Below are 15,250 nucleotides of genomic sequence, written 5' to 3'. Positions count from 1 at the left end.
CATTGGAGAGAGCAGATGGCTGCACAAAACGGCAAGGACCTGTTGGTCAAAGTGGATATGAACGGTACAGGCCTGTTTGAAACCATCGCAGGGCTGCGCGCCACGCGGATCAGTTTCAACGCGGAAAGCGTGGATGTCACCAGTTTGGAAAGTCAGGGGGGGTGGCGCGAGCTGCTGTCCGGCGCGGGTGTCAAATCAGCGGCGATCTCGGGGTCGGGCGTATTCAAGGACGCTGGCACAGATGAACGCGCGCGTCAGCTTTTCTTTGACGGTGAGACGCCAGCTTTTCAGGTGATCATCCCGGACTTTGGCATTGTTGAAGGCCCGTTTCAGGTCAGCAGCATCGAATATGCAGGCTCGCACAATGGCGAGGCGACTTATGAGATGAGCATGGCAAGCGCCGGTGCGTTGAGCTTTACGGCGCTCTGATGGCCAATCCGTGGACGGGCGAGGTGGCGCTGACCATCGATGGAGAGCAGCGAGTGCTTAAGCTGACATTGGGCGCTCTGGCGGAACTAGAGCAACAATTGGGCGCGGGGTCCTTGGTGGAACTGGTGCAGCGTTTTGAAGGCGGGGCTTATTCCAGCAGTGATGTGCTGTCGTTGATCGTGGCGGGGTTGCGCGGCGGTGGGGCAGATGTCGACCGCGCCGACCTGCTTCACGCTGAAATCGCAGGCGGTCCCATGGCCGGGGCGAAGGCCGCAGCAGAACTGTTGGCGCGCGCCTTCATGGTGCCGGACGCAACATGAGTGGCTTTGACTGGCCCGTGCTCATACGCGCCGGATTGCTGGGTTTGCGTCTGACACCGGACCAGTTCTGGCACCTGACGCCCGCCGAGTTGCGGCTGATGTTGGGGCAGGGTGCGGGCTTGCCCGCGATGAACCGGGCGGGGTTGGACGCCCTTTTGGCGGCCTACCCGGACAAGGAACAAGGAGAGCGTGATGACGGATCGTGACGGATTTGACGACCTTCAGGAAAGAGGCGAGGCGCTGGGCGATGCCCTGGGTGATGCCGCGTCCATGGCCGCAGCCTTTGACGGTCAGATGAAACGGATCAGCGCCGCCTTTGATGAGGTGGGTAAAGACGTGGCTACGCTTGAACGGGGCATGTCCAGCGGGTTGCGCAAGGCATTTGATGGTGTGGTTCTGGACGGGATGAACCTGTCGGATGCGTTGGACGTGCTGAAGAACTCGATGATCCAGACGGCCTACTCGGCAGCGATCAAACCGGTCACGGATCACTTTGGGGGCATGCTGGCAAACGGTGTTGGAAATCTGGTGCAGGGGGTTTTGCCCTTTGCCGATGGTGGCAGTTTCAGCCAGGGCCGGGTGATGCCCTTTGCCAATGGCGGTGTGGTCAGTGGCCCAACCATGTTTCCCATGCGCGGTGGCACCGGATTGATGGGCGAAGCGGGCCCCGAGGCGATCATGCCGCTGGCTCGCGGACCGGACGGCAAGCTGGGTGTGCGCACCCAAGGCGGTGGGCGCGGTGTCAGCGTGGTGATGAACATCACAACGCCCGACGTGCAGGGGTTCCGCCGGTCTCAGGGACAGATAGCAGCACAGATGAGCCGCGCTTTGGGCCGCGGCAATCGCAACAGGTAAATCAGGGAGCAGGTGATGAATTTCCACGAGGTTAGATTTCCCGCCAACCTGAGCTTTGGCTCGGTCGGCGGTCCAGAGCGGCGCACGGATATCGTCACGCTGGCCAACGGATTCGAGGAACGCAACACACCCTGGGCGCATTCGCGCAGACGCTATGATGCCGGGCTGGGGATGCGATCTTTGGATGATATCGAGACGCTGATTTCGTTCTTTGAGGCGCGTCAGGGGCAGATGTTCGGCTTCCGATGGAAGGATTGGTCGGATTTCAAATCGGGGCCCGCCACAGCAGAAGTGGGCGCGCGCGATCAGGTGATCGGGCGCGGGGACGGGACAACAACCGAGTTTCAATTGATCAAAACTTACAGCTCGGGTGGGTTCAGCTATGTCCGGCCCATCGTCAAACCCGTGCTTGGCACGGTCCGGATCGAGCTTGATCAGGACGAGATGCGCGAAGATGTGGATTTCGAGGTCGAGCTGACCTCGGGCAAGATCACTTTTGCCGTCGCACCCGCAGAACTGGTGGAAATCACGGCGGGGTTCGAGTTTGACGTGCCGGTTCGCTTTGATACTGACAGCGTTCAGACCAGCGTGGCCAGCTTTCAGGCAGGTGATGCACCCAATGTTCCGATTGTCGAGGTGCGTGTCTGATGAGCGGTGGCAAACAGGGGCTGTTGACCCATCTGAAAAGCGGCATGACCACAACTTGCCGCTGTTGGGCCATCACACGGACAGATGGGCAGATCTATGGCTTCACGGATCACGATCTGGAGCTTTCCTTCGACGGGATCGTGTTCAAGGCCAGCACCGGCCTGACCGCCGCAGCCATCGAGCAGGCCACTGGCCTGTCGATCGATAACTCCGAGGCCATGGGTGCGATCTCGGATGCTGCGGTGCGCGAGGACGATATCGAAGCGGGCCGGTTTGATGGGGCCGAGGTGCGGGCCTGGATGGTCAATTGGACCAATCCGGATGAGCGCGCCTTGCAGTTTCGCGGCTCAATCGGTGAGCTGCGGCGGGCTGGGGGGGCCTTTCACGCCGAACTGAGGGGGCTGACCGATCTGCTGAACCGACCTGTGGGACGGGTTTATCAGAAGCCTTGCACCGCTGTGTTGGGCGACAAGACCTGCCGGTTCAACACGAACGCGCCGGGGTTTTGGCTTGAGGCCGAAATAGCCGGGGTTGAGAACGGGGCCAATCTTCAACTGCGGGGCGGCAATTCGATCAGCAATGCCTGGTTTGAGCGGGGCCGCCTTGACGTGCAGACCGGCTCGGCTGCCGGGCTGTGGGGGGCGGTCAAGCAGGATCAACGCACCCAGAATGGTCGCCATGTCACGCTTTGGTCCGGGATCGGCGGCGGATTGTCGGTCGGCGATACGGTGCGGCTGACTGCTGGTTGCGACAAGCGTATGACCACCTGCCGTCTGAAGTTCAACAACCTGATCAACTTTCAAGGGTTCCCCGATTTACCCGGCGAAGACTGGGTCATGGCTGTGCCCAAGAAGAGCAACCGAAACAAAGGGGGAAGCAGGCGGTGAGACCTGATATCGTTGAAGAAGCCCGCCGCTGGCTGGGCACGCCCTATTTGCATCAGGCCTCGGTCTGCGGCGCGGGTGCAGATTGTCTGGGACTGTTGCGCGGCGTTTGGCGGGCGTGCATGGGGCACGAGCCTGAGGATGTTCCGGTATACAGCATGGATTGGTCCGAACCGCAGGGCGAAGAGCGGATGTGGAATGCCGCGCGGCGCCACCTGCGGGAAAAGCCTGTGGTGGACCTATCGGTCGGGGATGTTCTGCTGTTTCGAATGCGCGACGAAGGCGTTGCCAAACACCTTGGGATCCTCAGCGAAACAGCACCGGTCCCGCGTTTCATCCATGCCTATTCGGGACATGGCGTTGTTGAAAACGCGCTAAGCGATCCCTGGCGGCGTCGCATTGTCGCCTGTTTTGAGTTCCCGCGGGAGGACCTGTAATGGCTACTATCTTACTCTCCGCAGCCGGGGCCGCGATCGGTGGATCCATTGGTGGCACCGTTGCCGGTTTGTCGACCGCAGTGATCGGGCGGGCGGTTGGGGCAACCCTGGGACGGGTGATTGACCAACGCCTCATGGGCCAATCGGTGATGGGATCAGGCAGCGAAGTTGTCGAAACCGGGCGCATGGACCGCTTCCGTCTGACTGATGCGGGCGAGGGCGCGCCGGTGGCCACGGTCTTTGGCCGGATGCGGGTTGGCGGGCAGGTGATCTGGGCGTCCGACTTTCTGGAAAAGCGAAAGACAACCACGTCGACCCAGTCAACGGGCGGCGGCAAGGGCACGTCACGTTCAACCGAGGTCACAACGAAAACAAAGACCTACAGCTATTCGGTGTCGCTGGCCATCGCTGTGGGTGCTGGCCGTATCTCGGATGTCACCCGGGTCTGGGCGGACGGGCAAGAGATCGACTATTCCACGTTGGATATGCGTGTTTACTACGGCACTAGCTCGCAGTTGCCGGACCCGTTGATCGAAGCGATTGAGGGGACAGGCAAGGTTCCGGCCTATCGCGGCACGGCCTATGTGGTCATCGAAAACCTTGCGCTGGGCGCGTTTGGTAACCGGGTGCCGCAGTTTTCATTCGAGGTCGTACGCCAGGAACAGTCGGGCACCCCGGATTATGCCGAGGCGTTGTCGCGGACCATCAAGGGCGTCGCACTGATGCCGGGAACGGGCGAATATACGCTGGCCAAGTCGCAGGTTAACTATACCAAAGGAAGAGGCCGCACCTGGGCGGCAAATGCGCATTCCAAGTTCGGGAAATCCGACTTTGTCACCTCGTACCGCGCGTTGCGGCGCGAATTGCCGGTCTGCAAAGCTGCCTCGCTGATTGTGTCATGGTTTGGTGATGATCTGCGTTGTGGAAGCTGTCAAATCCGCCCGAAGGTCGAACGCCGGAATGCCGATGGCGAAAAGATGCCCTGGATCGTCTCTGACCTTGAGCGTGAAGACGCAGGTCTTGTCCGCCGTCTGAATGGACGTCCGATTTATGGCGGAACGCCAGCGGACGAGTCGGTCATCGAGGCAATTCAACAGCTGAAGAAATATGACCGGGACGTCATGTTCTACCCGTTCATTTTGATGGAGCAGATGCAGGGCAACACCCTGCCTGATCCGTGGTCAGACGCAGGGTCCCAGCCTCATTTGCCGTGGCGGGGACGGATCACGCTGAACGAGGCGCCCGGGCGCCCGGGGTCGGTTGACGGAACCTCGGCTGCGGATGCGCAGGTCGCTGCGTTCTTCGGTCAGGCGCGCGCGTCGGATTTCAGGGTCAAGAATGGCAAAGTAACATATGATGGCCCAAACGAATGGGGATTGAACCGCTTTATCCTGCATTACGCGGCCCTTTGCAAAGCGGCGGGGGGCGTGGCCTCGTTCTGTATCAGTTCTGAAATGCGGGCGTTGACTCAGATCCGTGGCGCGTCTGGCTTTCCTGCAGTCGCGCGGCTGAGGACCCTTGCAGCAGAGGTGCGCAAAATTGTCGGTTCGGGTACCAAGATCGGTTATGCCGCCGACTGGAGCGAGTATTTCGGGTATCAGCCCAACGATGGCAGCGGCGATCGGTATTTCCATCTCGACCCGCTTTGGGCCGATGGCAATATCGATTTTGTTGGTATCGACAACTATATGCCGCTGTCCGATTGGCGCGACGGGGATGACCACGTGGATGCGCAAGCTGGCACCGGTTCGATCTATGACCTCGATTATCTGCGCAGCAATATCGAAGGTGGCGAAGGATTTGACTGGTACTACGCCTCACCCGAAGAAGCGGAGGCCCAGATCCGAACACCCATCACCGATGAAGACCACAATGAGCCCTGGGTCTGGCGCTATAAGGACATACGCGGTTGGTGGTCGAACCGTCATCACGAACGCATCGGAGGTGTCCGCCAAGCCAACGCGACGGCTTGGGTGCCCCGATCGAAACCGATCTGGTTCACCGAACTTGGCTGTGCCGCCATCGACAAGGGCACCAACCAACCCAACAAGTTCCTTGATCCGAAATCCTCGGAATCACGGTTGCCCAGATATTCCAACGGGCAGCGGGACGATTTCATGCAGGTGCAGTATCTGAAAGCGATGCTGGGATATTGGAACGCGCCAGAAAACAATCCGCGGTCGGATGTATATGGCGGTCGGATGCTGGACATGTCGAACGCCTATGTCTGGGCATGGGATGCACGCCCGTACCCAACCTTTCCGAACCTGCGCTCGCAGTGGAGCGACGGTGCCAATTATGCCCGGGGGCACTGGCTGAATGGCCGGTCGGGGTCGCGCACTCTGGCCTCTGTGGTGACCGAGATTTGCCGCGCGGCTGGTGTGAGCGACATCGATGTCTCCGAGCTCTATGGCGTTGTGCGCGGATACACCATCGAGGACGTGATGTCGGCCCGGCAGGCCCTGCAGCCGCTGATGCTGCGCTATGGGTTTGACGCGATTGAACGGGACGGCCTGCTGGTGTTTCGCACCCGCGACGGTCGGCAGGTTCAGGACATTGACCCTGAGCAGGTCGCGCTGAGTTCGGACGTGGAGGGTTCGGTCGAATATCGCCGCGAGGCCGAGGCCGAGATGACGGGTCGGGTCCGCCTGCGCTTTGTCCAGTCGGATGCCGATCACGATCTGATCGCCGAGGAGGCGATCCTGCCCGACGACAAAACCCATGCCGTTGCGGTCAACGAAATGCCGCTGTCCATGACACGGGCCGAGGGGCGACAGACGGTCGAACGGTGGCTTAGCGAGGCGCGCGTTTCGCGCGAGTCGGCCCGATTTGCGCTGCCGCCATCGATGGCTCATATCGGTGCTGGGGATGTGGTCAGGCTGGCCGGTGAGGATCAGGAACAAACCGCGCTGTTTCGCATTGATCGGCTGGAACAGGCCGAGCTTCAGCTGGCAGATGCGGTCAAAATCGAACCCGGAGTTTATGCGCCGCTGGATGTCGAGGATGACCCCGTTGCGGAAAAACCCTTTGTGGCACCAACACCTGTGCTGCCGATGTTTCTTGACCTGCCACTGATCACCGGGGCGGAGGCGCCGCATGCACCGCACATCGCGGTGTCTGCTGATCCATGGCCGGGGAATGTTGCAGTCTATTCTGCGGCACAGGACGAGAATTATGCGCTGAGCCAAATTCTCTCGGATCAGGCGACCGTCGGATTTACCGAGTCACCCTTGCGGCGGGCGAGTGTAGGTCTGTGGGACGAAGGCGAAGGCCTGCGTGTGAACCTGATCGAAGGTGCGCTGGAATCGCGCCCGCGATCGGCCCTGTTGAACGGCGCAAACCTGGCGGCGATAGGGGATGGAACGTCCGGAACCTGGGAGGTTTTCCAATTCGCCCAAGCCGAATTGACGGAGCAGGGGATCTACACCCTTACAGGTCGATTGCGCGGGCAGTTGGGGACAGATGCGCTCATGCCCGAAACGTGGCCCGAAGGGTCGGTGTTTGTGTTGCTGGACGAGCGGGTTCAGCAGATGGACCTGTTGCGCGGGGAACGCGGCATCAGCAAACATTACCGGATTGGCCCGTCTTCCCGGGGGTATGACGACCCGGCCTATACCCATCTGGTCGAGACTTTTCAGGGTAACGGCCTGCGCCCCTATGCGCCGGTCCATCTGACATCATCGCGCTCTGCCAGTGGGGACAAGCTCAGCTGGATCCGGCGCACACGGCTGGACGGTGACGATTGGAGCGGGCTCGAAGTGCCTTTGGGTGAAGAAACGGAAACTTATCTGGTGCGCGTACACGCCGGCGGCAGCGTTTTGCGGGAAGAGATCATAGGCGCGCCAGTGTGGGTCTATACCTCTGCGTTGCAATCGGCAGATGGCCTGTCGGGTTCATACACTGTCGAGGTCGCGCAGGTTTCGGCGACCTATGGGCCCGGTGCCTCTGCCTGGTTGGCCGTGGGCTAAGCCGCTATGCGCCCGATTTTACATGGCGATGTCAGTTCGGCGGCACGGGCTTTGTTGGCCGCGCCGCGGGGCAGCCGCAAAGCCCTGTGTATTCGCATGATTGGTGAGGCCGAAACGGCCCAGCAACATGTCAATGAAACCGGCAGGTTGCATCCTTTATACGGAAACGGGTCGCTCATGGCGGTGGCGCGGGGGCGTAAGTTGGCGGATGAACCCAGCTTTGATGACCGGAGCTACTGCCAGTGTTTCGAACTTGTCCTGCGCTGTCTCATCCGAAGAGATTCAGCCTGACGCGCAGGACACACATTTACTGGCGGCCAGATCCAGCTTTAGTCGTCCGCGTGGAATCGGCTCGCCACAATCTTCGCAATAGCCGTATTCCTCCTCGGCGATGCGTCGCAACGCGGCTTTCAGGCGCTGGGTTTCAAGATCGCGACGGGCTTGCTGTGCCTTGGCCATCGCCTGGTTCTGCAACGCATCCATTCGGCTGAGGCGGCCAACCGCCTGCTGGTCCAGCGTGACGATGGACTGCGCCTCTTGCCCTGCGTCAGAGATCTGCGCCAGTTCGTCCAACCGGGCGCGAATTTGTTCCTCGAAATCCAGCAGGTCAGCTTTGTTCATTTTTTGTTGTTTTACACATCAGGGGTTTGCGTTTGGCATTTTTGGTCCTAAGTGGCTATTCTAGGCTAAGCAAAGGATCAAAAGCCATGTTCGAAAAGCGCAGCCAGATTACCAACGTCGATCCGGTCTGGGACCGTATCACCGTCGAAGCACATGCCGCTGTTGAAAACGAGCCTCTGATGGGCGGGTTGGTGCATGCGTGTATCCTGCATCACCGCAGCCTTGAGCGTGCCCTGTCTTACCGGATTGCAGCCAAGCTGTGTTCGAACGAGATGTCGATGATGGTTCTGCGCGAGATCGTGGATGAGGCTTATGCCGATGACCGCGCATTGGTCGAGGCGGCACGTGCCGATCTGATGGCCGTGTACGAGCGTGATCCGGCCTGCCACCGTCTGCTGCAGCCAATTCTGTACTTCAAAGGGTATCAGGCGATGCAAGCCTATCGCGTGGCCCATTGGCTGTGGCGCAAGGGTCGGCATGATCTGGCCTATTTCTTCCAGATGCGGTCCTCAGAGATTTTCGGGATCGATATCCACCCCGCCGCCAAGATCGGCAAGGGTATCATGATCGACCATGCGCATTCCATCGTCATTGGTGAAACAGCGACGGTGGGCGACAATGTCTCGATGCTGCATTCGGTTACGCTGGGCGGTACCGGAAAGGAAGAAGAGCAGCGCCATCCCACGATCGGCAACGGTGTTCTGATCGGGGCTGGGGCCAAGGTTCTTGGCAATATCGAAGTGGGCCATTGCAGCCGGATCGCTGCCGGGTCTGTGGTGTTGCAGGAGGTTCCACCGTGCAAGACCGTAGCGGGCATTCCGGCCAAAATCGTGGGCGAAGCGGGCTGCGATCAGCCGTCGATCTCTATGGATCACATGCTGGGCAAAGACCAGTAATTCGATCTTGGCAGATTAATTCGAGCGGTTGAGCGTTTTGTTCAGCCGCTTTTTCTTGCGCTCTTCCCGCCTTTGCTTGCGCAATTCTTTGCGTTTTTCCCGGTCCGCTTTGCGTTTGGCGGCTTCGGCGGGGTCAATCGGTTCGAATGCGGAATGTTCACCCGGATAGCCGTTGGGTTTGGCGGAAAGGCTGGCTGGGATTGCAATCGCCAGAACCGTGATCAGCAAAATCGGCAGGGTTGTAGAGTTCTTGTGGGACATGGCGCACCGGTCAGCAAAGGGCATCTTGTGCATCCAAGGTGGTGTGGTCTTGACGGCAAGACAACGGCAGGACCGGTCACGCCGGTTCACAAAAACCTCTGATACTGTCAGCCCCTCCGGGGTGGCGAGGCTGAGACTTACAGTGGATCAGGCCAGCATGACCATCGGGTTTTCAAGGTTATCGACAATTGCCTTGAGAAGTTCGGCCCCAAGTGCGCCGTCAATAACCCGGTGATCGACTGACATGGTGACGGACATGACGGTTGCGACCGTCAGCTCTCCGTCATCGCCGACAACCGGTTTCTTCACACCGGTGCCCACAGCCAGAATACCGGCATGGGGCGGGTTCACGATGGCATCGAAATTGTCGATGCCGAACATGCCAAGGTTCGACACCGCAAAGGTGCCGCCCTGGTATTCATGCGGGACCAGCTTGCGCTCGCGCGCACGGCCCGCAAGGTCTTTCATCTCGGTCGACAGTGCCGAAAGCGATTTGGTATCAGCGTCTTGCAGGACGGGCGTGAACAACCCGCCTTCGATGGCGACCGCGACGGCCACATCGGAAGGTTTCAGTTGCAGCACGCGATCACCGGCCCAAACCGCGTTGCAGGCCGGAACCTGTTGCAGCGCGTTGGCGACAGCCTTGATGATGAAGTCGTTGACGCTGAGCTTGACGCCCCGGTCTTCCAGCTGCTTGTTCAACTGGCTGCGGAATTTGAGCAACGCGTCCAATTTGATATCCCGGCGGAGATAGAAATGCGGGATGGTCTGTTTTGCCTCGGAGAGACGTGCCGCGATGGTTTTGCGCATGCCGTCGAGCTGGATCTCTTCGTATGCGCGACCCTCGTACATCCGGGCAACCATGTCGGCGGACGGGCCGGCTGGTGCTGCGGCAGGGGCCGACGCGGCGGGCGCTGTGGCGGGGGCAGGCGCGGGTGCTGTGGCAGTTGCGCCTTCGACATCCGCTTTGACGATGCGGCCATGAGGGCCTGAACCCGCGATTTGTGCCAGATCGAGGCCTTTCTGCGCTGCAATGCGGCGGGCTAGAGGTGAGGCAAAGATACGACCGCCATCCGCTTTGACCGGGGCCGCAGGGGCGGAGGCGGGCGCCTCGGATGCCGCGGGCGCGGCAGCCTCGTTGCCCGCGGCGGCTGGTGCCGCCTCAGGGGCCTTGGCAGGCGCTGCCGAGATATCATCGGCGCTTTCGCCATCTTCCAGCAGAACGGCAATGGCGGTGTTCACTTTCACGCCTTCGGTGCCTTCGGCAATCAGGATCTTGCCGATCGTACCTTCGTCGACGGCCTCGAATTCCATCGTGGCTTTGTCGGTTTCGATCTCGGCCAGAAGATCACCGGAGGAGACGGTGTCGCCCTCTTTCACGAGCCATTTTGCAAGAGTGCCTTCCTCCATCGTTGGGGACAGGGCGGGCATCAGGATTTCGGTGGGCATCTCAGCGCTCCTCAATCAAAGTAATTTGGTCAAAAGGCGCCTTGGGGCGCCCGGTGCCACGCGCGAGTGTCGCAATCGCGGCTTCGATTTTCTCTTTGTTTTCAGCCATCCAGACATAGGCTGTCTGATGCGAGGGCCGCGCGCCGATCAACCGCATATCCGCCGCCAGCCGCTCGGGCACAAGCGCCCGAACTGTGCGATTGTCGAGGTCGATCTCGACGCGGTAGCATTCGGTTGCTGGATCGCGGCCCCTGATCTCCATTACCGGTAGGTCACCTGTTTCACCGCCGCGATCACCTCATCGGTGGTAATCAGGGCCAGCTTTTCCAGGTTCGCGGCATAAGGCATCGGGACATCCTTGCCGGTGCAGTTGATGACCGGGGCGTCGAGATAGTCGAACGCTTCCTGCATCACCACCGAGCTGATGTAGCTGCCGACCGAGCCTTGCGGCCAGCCTTCTTCGACAGTGACCAGACGGTTGGTTTTCATCACCGAGTTGATAATCGCACCGGTGTCCATCGGGCGGATGGTGCGCAGGTCGATAATCTCGGCGCTGATGCCGTCTTCGGCCAGTTTGTCGGCGGCTTCCAGGGCGTATTGCATGCCGATGCCAAAGCTGACGATGGTCACATCCGAGCCTTCGCGCCAGATGCGGGCCTTACCCAGTGGGATGGTCAGGTCATCCACTTGCGGTACATCAAACGAACGTCCGTAGAGGATTTCGTTTTCAAGAAAGACCACGGGGTTCGGATCGCGGATCGCCGATTTCAGCAGGCCTTTGGCGTCAGCGGCCGAATAGGGCATCACGACTTTCAGGCCGGGGATCTGCATGTACCATGCGGCGTAGTCCTGGCTGTGCTGCGCGGCCACGCGGGCGGCGGCACCGTTAGGGCCACGGAACACGATGGGGCAACCCATCTGACCGCCGGACATATAAAGGGTCTTGGCGGCAGAGTTGATGATCTGGTCAATCGCCTGCATGGCGAAATTGAAGGTCATGAACTCGACGATGGGTTTCAGACCGCCAAAAGCAGACCCCACGGCGATACCGGCAAAACCATGTTCAGTGATCGGCGTGTCGATCACGCGTTTAGGGCCGAATTCGTCCAGCAGGCCCTGGCTGATTTTGTAGGCACCCTGATACTCGGCGACTTCTTCGCCCATCAGGTAGACATCTCCGTCGCCGCGCATTTCTTCGGCCATCGCGTCGCGCAGGGCTTCGCGGACGGTTTCCGATTTCATCTCGGCATCTGCTGGCCAGTCAGGCGACAGATCAACGACCGGGGCCGCCGGTGCAGCGGCAGGAGCGGTGGCCTCAACCGCCGCTGGGGCGGCTTCGGTCACCGCTGCGGCTGCGGGCGCAGCCGCGGGCAGGGCGGAGGCGTCTTCGCCTTCCTCGACCAGCACAGCGATGGGGGTGTTTACTTTGACCCCTTCGGTACCTTCGGCGATCAGGATTTTGCCAACGATGCCTTCATCGACGGCCTCAAACTCCATCGTCGCCTTGTCGGTTTCGATCTCGGCCATGATGTCGCCCGAGGATACGGTATCGCCTTCCTTGACCAGCCATTTGGCCAGTGTGCCCTCTTCCATCGTGGGCGAAAGGGCGGGCATGAGAATTTCGGTTGCCATGTCTTAGTCGTCCTCTCAGGCGTAAATATCTGTCCAGAGCTCTTCGACGGAAGGCTCGGGGCTTTCTTTCGAGAATTCGGCGGCCTGGTTCACGATCTCTTTGATTTCCTTGTCGATCGCTTTCAGATCATCCTCGGTCGCGTGTTTGCCGGTCAGCAGCAGCTCGCGAACATGTTCGATCGGGTCGCTTTGCTCGCGCACCTTCTGAACCTCTTCGCGCGTCCGGTACTTGGCCGGGTCAGACATCGAATGGCCGCGATAGCGGTAGGTCTTGATCTCCAGAATGTAGGGACCTTTGCCCGCGCGGCAGTGCGCGACGGCTTTTTCACCTGCGGCCTTGACCGCAAGTACATCCATACCATTCACGATCTCTCCGGGGATGCCGAAGGCCTCACCCCTGTGATAGATATCCTTGGTCGAGGTCGAGCGTTCCTGCGAGGTGCCCATGGCGTATTGGTTGTTCTCGATGACGAACACCACGGGAAGATCCCAGATCGCCGCCATGTTGAACGTCTCATAGACCTGGCCCTGGTTCGCCGCGCCGTCGCCGAAATAGGTGAACGTCACGCCGCCGTTTTCCTTATACTTGTCGGCAAAGGCCAGGCCTGCGCCCAGCGGCACCTGCGCACCAACGATGCCATGGCCGCCATAGAAATGCTTCTCTTTCGAGAACATGTGCATCGAGCCGCCCTTGCCTTTGGACAGGCCGCCGATCCGGCCGGTCAGTTCGGCCATCACACCACCCGGGTCCATGCCGCAAGCCAGCATGTGACCGTGATCGCGATAGGAGGTAATCCGCTTATCCCCGTCCTTCGCAGCGGCCTCAAGACCGACAACAACCGCTTCTTGCCCGATATAGAGGTGGCAGAAGCCGCCAATCAGACCCATGCCATACAGCTGACCGGCCTTTTCCTCGAATCGGCGGATCAGCAGCATCTCGCGGTAATATGTCTTGAGTTCATCCGCAGAAACGTTTGGTTTCTTTGTGGTTTTTCGCGCAGCCATAGTGGCGATCTCCCCCTCTCGGCAAGATAGTTTAGCGTTAAACTATCTCATAAAGCATTTCACAGCTTCTGGCGAGTGCTAATGTGACGCAAGGGCAGAGCAGGCCGCGATCGCGAGGGATCGCACCATTCTTGGAACGATTTTCAAAGGGATATCAGCGAATGACAATCTCATCCGCGCGGATCATGCCGAGGATCGAGCGGGCCTGCTGGTCAAGCAGATCGAGGTCCAGGTAAGTGTCCGACAGGCGGCGGGTCAGGTTTTCCATCTCAGCGATTTCGGCCTCAAGCTGGGCCAGGTCGCGTGACAGGGCGTCCCGTTCCGCTGCGATCTCGACCCTTCGGAATAGGCCATAGTCGCCCTGCACAGCGGCGAAGGTGAAATAGACACCCAGCATAAACGCCACCATGAAGAAGAAGACTGCGCCCAAACCGGGCCGATGGGAACGGGACACTCTGCTTACCGCCGTATGAATACTGCCTCAAAACGTGCCCTTGGCGGGCATCTCAACGCACTATGTCACAGGTGATTCGGGTTGTGAATCCCTTGATTCCACAAAATTCGTTTATTGCTCTAACGCGGCAACGCCGGGCAGAGTTTTGCCTTCCATCCATTCCAGAAAGGCGCCGCCCGCGGTGGAGATATACGAGAAATCCTGTGCCGCGCCCGAGGCGTTCAGAGCCGCGACCGTATCGCCGCCGCCCGCGACTGAGATCAGCTGGCCAGCGCGGGTCAGCGCGGCGGCCTTCAACGCTGCCGCGTTGGTGGCGGCGTCAAACGGTGTCAATTCGAACGCGCCCAGCGGGCCGTTCCAGATCAGAGTTTCACTGTCATCAAAGATGTCGCAGATCGCGGCCACGCTGTCCGGGCCTGCGTCCAGGATCATGCTGTCCGACGGGCATTGATCTGCGGGCAGTCTCTGGTGGGGTGCGTTGGCCTCAAAGGCCTTTGCGACAACGATATCGACCGGCAAGACGATCTTGCAGCCGGATGCGCCCGCCTTGGCCATGATTTCATTGGCGGTATCGGTCATCGCGTGTTCAGCCAGCGATTTGCCCACGTCCAGCCCCTTGGCAACAAGGAACGTGTTCGCCATGCCACCGCCGATAACCAGGTAATCCACCTTCTCGATCAGGTTGCCCAGCAAATCCAGCTTGGTCGACACTTTCGCGCCGCCAACAACCGCCGTCACGGGGCGTTTGGGCGTGCCCAGGGCGTTTTCAAGGGCGCTCAGCTCTTGCTGCATCAACCGGCCAGCACAGGCTGGCAGCAGGCGCGCCAGAGCCTCGGTCGAACTGTGGGCGCGGTGCGCAGCTGAAAACGCGTCGTTGCAATAGACGTCACCCAGTTTCGCCATACCTTCGGCCAGTTCCAGGCTGTTCTTGGTCTCAGCAGCATGAAAACGTGTGTTTTCCAGCAAAAGGACCTCACCCTCGGTCAAGGCCGCTGCAGCGCGTTCCGCATCCGGTCCAACGCAGTCCACGGCAAACCTGACCGGCGCGCCAAAGGCCGCCTCAAGGGCCGGAACAAGCTGGCCCAGCGACATCTCGGCGATGCGTTCGCCCTTGGGGCGCCCGAAATGCGCCAGCAGGATGGGTTTGCCCCCGGCGGCAAGGATATCGCGCACAGTGGGCACGATGCGCTGGATGCGGGTGTCGTCGGTGACTTTGCCATCGGCAACCGGAACATTGATATCGACGCGCACCAGCACGCGTTTGCCGTTCAGGTCCATATCGTCCAGAGATTTCCAGCCCATTGCGCAATCCTCAGTCATACCGGTTTAGGCGGTTCTTTTCCTGCATTTTGCCCTCAGGTCAATGCGTCACTTGGCATTCGCGCGTCTGC

General features: G+C 60.1%; 18 protein-coding genes. 10 read left to right on the top strand and 8 right to left on the bottom strand.

Annotation, left to right across the window (positions count from 1 at the left end; translation table 11 throughout):
* Window positions 1-15: 15 nt before the first annotated feature.
* Genes ACR0AG_RS13590 through ACR0AG_RS13550 form a run of 9 tightly spaced genes read left to right on the top strand, consistent with a single transcriptional unit; the run spans window position 16 to window position 7,832 of the window.
* A complete protein-coding gene (locus tag ACR0AG_RS13590; protein ID WP_480839713.1) occupies window positions 16-429 on the top strand; it encodes a phage major tail protein, TP901-1 family in 414 nt (137 codons plus the stop codon).
* Window positions 429-749, top strand: coding sequence for a gene transfer agent family protein (locus ACR0AG_RS13585; RefSeq protein ID WP_480839711.1), 321 nt, complete (start codon window positions 429-431; stop codon window positions 747-749). The genes ACR0AG_RS13590 and ACR0AG_RS13585 overlap by 1 nt, the downstream gene beginning before the upstream one ends.
* Window positions 746-955 carry a rcc01693 family protein gene (locus tag ACR0AG_RS13580; RefSeq protein ID WP_480839709.1) on the top strand — a complete coding sequence of 70 codons (210 nt, stop codon included), beginning with the start codon at window positions 746-748 and terminating at the stop codon, window positions 953-955. Before ACR0AG_RS13585 ends, ACR0AG_RS13580 begins: the two co-directional genes overlap by 4 nt.
* Window positions 942-1,604, top strand: a complete 663-nt coding sequence (locus ACR0AG_RS13575) for a phage tail tape measure protein (RefSeq protein WP_480839707.1) — start codon at window positions 942-944, stop codon at window positions 1,602-1,604. The genes ACR0AG_RS13580 and ACR0AG_RS13575 overlap by 14 nt, the downstream gene beginning before the upstream one ends.
* Window positions 1,605-1,619: 15 nt before the next feature.
* Window positions 1,620-2,252 carry a phage distal tail protein, Rcc01695 family gene (locus ACR0AG_RS13570; protein WP_480839705.1) on the top strand — a complete coding sequence of 211 codons (633 nt, stop codon included), beginning with the start codon at window positions 1,620-1,622 and terminating at the stop codon, window positions 2,250-2,252.
* Window positions 2,252-3,139 (top strand): DUF2163 domain-containing protein, encoded by an 888-nt coding sequence (locus tag ACR0AG_RS13565; RefSeq protein ID WP_480839703.1) that lies wholly within the window; start codon window positions 2,252-2,254, stop codon window positions 3,137-3,139. The genes ACR0AG_RS13570 and ACR0AG_RS13565 overlap by 1 nt, the downstream gene beginning before the upstream one ends.
* On the top strand, window positions 3,136-3,573 hold the full coding sequence (locus tag ACR0AG_RS13560; RefSeq protein ID WP_480839701.1) for a C40 family peptidase: 438 nt from the start codon (window positions 3,136-3,138) through the stop codon (window positions 3,571-3,573). Before ACR0AG_RS13565 ends, ACR0AG_RS13560 begins: the two co-directional genes overlap by 4 nt.
* Window positions 3,573-7,541, top strand: coding sequence for a baseplate multidomain protein megatron (locus ACR0AG_RS13555; RefSeq protein ID WP_480839699.1), 3,969 nt, complete (start codon window positions 3,573-3,575; stop codon window positions 7,539-7,541). Before ACR0AG_RS13560 ends, ACR0AG_RS13555 begins: the two co-directional genes overlap by 1 nt.
* 6 nt (window positions 7,542-7,547) lie before the next feature.
* A complete protein-coding gene (locus tag ACR0AG_RS13550) occupies window positions 7,548-7,832 on the top strand; it encodes a DUF7742 family protein (protein ID WP_480839697.1) in 285 nt (94 codons plus the stop codon).
* Here the strand turns inward: ACR0AG_RS13550 and ACR0AG_RS13545 are convergent.
* A complete protein-coding gene (locus tag ACR0AG_RS13545; protein ID WP_480839695.1) occupies window positions 7,824-8,162 on the bottom strand; it encodes a TraR/DksA family transcriptional regulator in 339 nt (112 codons plus the stop codon). The genes ACR0AG_RS13550 and ACR0AG_RS13545 overlap by 9 nt on opposite strands.
* A gap of 86 nt (window positions 8,163-8,248) precedes the next feature.
* On the opposite strand from ACR0AG_RS13545, the gene cysE reads away from it, so the two are divergent.
* Window positions 8,249-9,058, top strand: coding sequence for a serine O-acetyltransferase (cysE, locus tag ACR0AG_RS13540; RefSeq protein WP_480839693.1), 810 nt, complete (start codon window positions 8,249-8,251; stop codon window positions 9,056-9,058).
* Window positions 9,059-9,073: 15 nt separating this feature from the next.
* Here cysE and ACR0AG_RS13535 read toward each other — a convergent pair whose 3' ends face one another.
* From ACR0AG_RS13535 to ACR0AG_RS13505, 7 genes are all read right to left on the bottom strand, one after another.
* Window positions 9,074-9,343 carry a hypothetical protein gene (locus ACR0AG_RS13535; protein WP_480839691.1) on the bottom strand — a complete coding sequence of 90 codons (270 nt, stop codon included), beginning with the start codon at window positions 9,341-9,343 and terminating at the stop codon, window positions 9,074-9,076.
* A gap of 123 nt (window positions 9,344-9,466) precedes the next feature.
* Window positions 9,467-10,768, bottom strand: a complete 1,302-nt coding sequence (locus ACR0AG_RS13530) for a pyruvate dehydrogenase complex dihydrolipoamide acetyltransferase (RefSeq protein ID WP_480839689.1) — start codon at window positions 10,766-10,768, stop codon at window positions 9,467-9,469.
* Between the two features lies 1 nt (window position 10,769).
* Window positions 10,770-11,030: a hypothetical protein gene (locus ACR0AG_RS13525; protein ID WP_480839687.1), complete on the bottom strand. Its 261-nt coding sequence runs from the start codon at window positions 11,028-11,030 to the stop codon at window positions 10,770-10,772.
* Entirely contained in the window at window positions 11,030-12,400 is a 1,371-nt protein-coding gene (locus tag ACR0AG_RS13520) for a pyruvate dehydrogenase complex E1 component subunit beta (RefSeq protein ID WP_480839685.1), read from the bottom strand. The genes ACR0AG_RS13525 and ACR0AG_RS13520 overlap by 1 nt, the downstream gene beginning before the upstream one ends.
* A 15-nt stretch (window positions 12,401-12,415) precedes the next feature.
* Window positions 12,416-13,405, bottom strand: a complete 990-nt coding sequence (gene pdhA / locus ACR0AG_RS13515) for a pyruvate dehydrogenase (acetyl-transferring) E1 component subunit alpha (protein WP_480839683.1) — start codon at window positions 13,403-13,405, stop codon at window positions 12,416-12,418.
* Window positions 13,406-13,559: 154 nt separating this feature from the next.
* The gene (locus ACR0AG_RS13510; RefSeq protein WP_480839681.1) at window positions 13,560-13,859 is read right to left on the bottom strand and encodes an FtsB family cell division protein; all 300 of its coding nucleotides are present in this window, start codon (window positions 13,857-13,859) and stop codon (window positions 13,560-13,562) included.
* Between the two features lie 111 nt (window positions 13,860-13,970).
* Entirely contained in the window at window positions 13,971-15,161 is a 1,191-nt protein-coding gene (locus tag ACR0AG_RS13505; RefSeq protein ID WP_480839863.1) for a phosphoglycerate kinase, read from the bottom strand.
* Between the last annotated feature and the right edge of the window lie 89 nt (window positions 15,162-15,250).

Source organism: Ruegeria sp. H6 (assembly GCF_056532975.1).
Note: the sequence above shows the minus strand (reverse complement) of the source record. Positions and strands in the feature narration are given on the sequence as shown.

Coding starts and splice junctions, on each gene's coding strand:
- ACR0AG_RS13590 (WP_480839713.1), top strand. CDS start 16: ATGGCTGCACAAAACGGCAAGGACCTGTTGGTCAAAGTGGATATGAAC.
- ACR0AG_RS13585 (WP_480839711.1), top strand. CDS start 429: ATGGCCAATCCGTGGACGGGCGAGGTGGCGCTGACCATCGATGGAGAG.
- ACR0AG_RS13580 (WP_480839709.1), top strand. CDS start 746: ATGAGTGGCTTTGACTGGCCCGTGCTCATACGCGCCGGATTGCTGGGT.
- ACR0AG_RS13575 (WP_480839707.1), top strand. CDS start 942: ATGACGGATCGTGACGGATTTGACGACCTTCAGGAAAGAGGCGAGGCG.
- ACR0AG_RS13570 (WP_480839705.1), top strand. CDS start 1,620: ATGAATTTCCACGAGGTTAGATTTCCCGCCAACCTGAGCTTTGGCTCG.
- ACR0AG_RS13565 (WP_480839703.1), top strand. CDS start 2,252: ATGAGCGGTGGCAAACAGGGGCTGTTGACCCATCTGAAAAGCGGCATG.
- ACR0AG_RS13555 (WP_480839699.1), top strand. CDS start 3,573: ATGGCTACTATCTTACTCTCCGCAGCCGGGGCCGCGATCGGTGGATCC.
- ACR0AG_RS13550 (WP_480839697.1), top strand. CDS start 7,548: ATGCGCCCGATTTTACATGGCGATGTCAGTTCGGCGGCACGGGCTTTG.
- ACR0AG_RS13545 (WP_480839695.1), bottom strand. CDS start 8,162: ATGAACAAAGCTGACCTGCTGGATTTCGAGGAACAAATTCGCGCCCGG.
- cysE (WP_480839693.1), top strand. CDS start 8,249: ATGTTCGAAAAGCGCAGCCAGATTACCAACGTCGATCCGGTCTGGGAC.
- ACR0AG_RS13535 (WP_480839691.1), bottom strand. CDS start 9,343: ATGCCCTTTGCTGACCGGTGCGCCATGTCCCACAAGAACTCTACAACC.
- ACR0AG_RS13530 (WP_480839689.1), bottom strand. CDS start 10,768: ATGCCCACCGAAATCCTGATGCCCGCCCTGTCCCCAACGATGGAGGAA.
- ACR0AG_RS13525 (WP_480839687.1), bottom strand. CDS start 11,030: ATGGAGATCAGGGGCCGCGATCCAGCAACCGAATGCTACCGCGTCGAG.
- ACR0AG_RS13520 (WP_480839685.1), bottom strand. CDS start 12,400: ATGGCAACCGAAATTCTCATGCCCGCCCTTTCGCCCACGATGGAAGAG.
- pdhA (WP_480839683.1), bottom strand. CDS start 13,405: ATGGCTGCGCGAAAAACCACAAAGAAACCAAACGTTTCTGCGGATGAA.
- ACR0AG_RS13505 (WP_480839863.1), bottom strand. CDS start 15,161: ATGGGCTGGAAATCTCTGGACGATATGGACCTGAACGGCAAACGCGTG.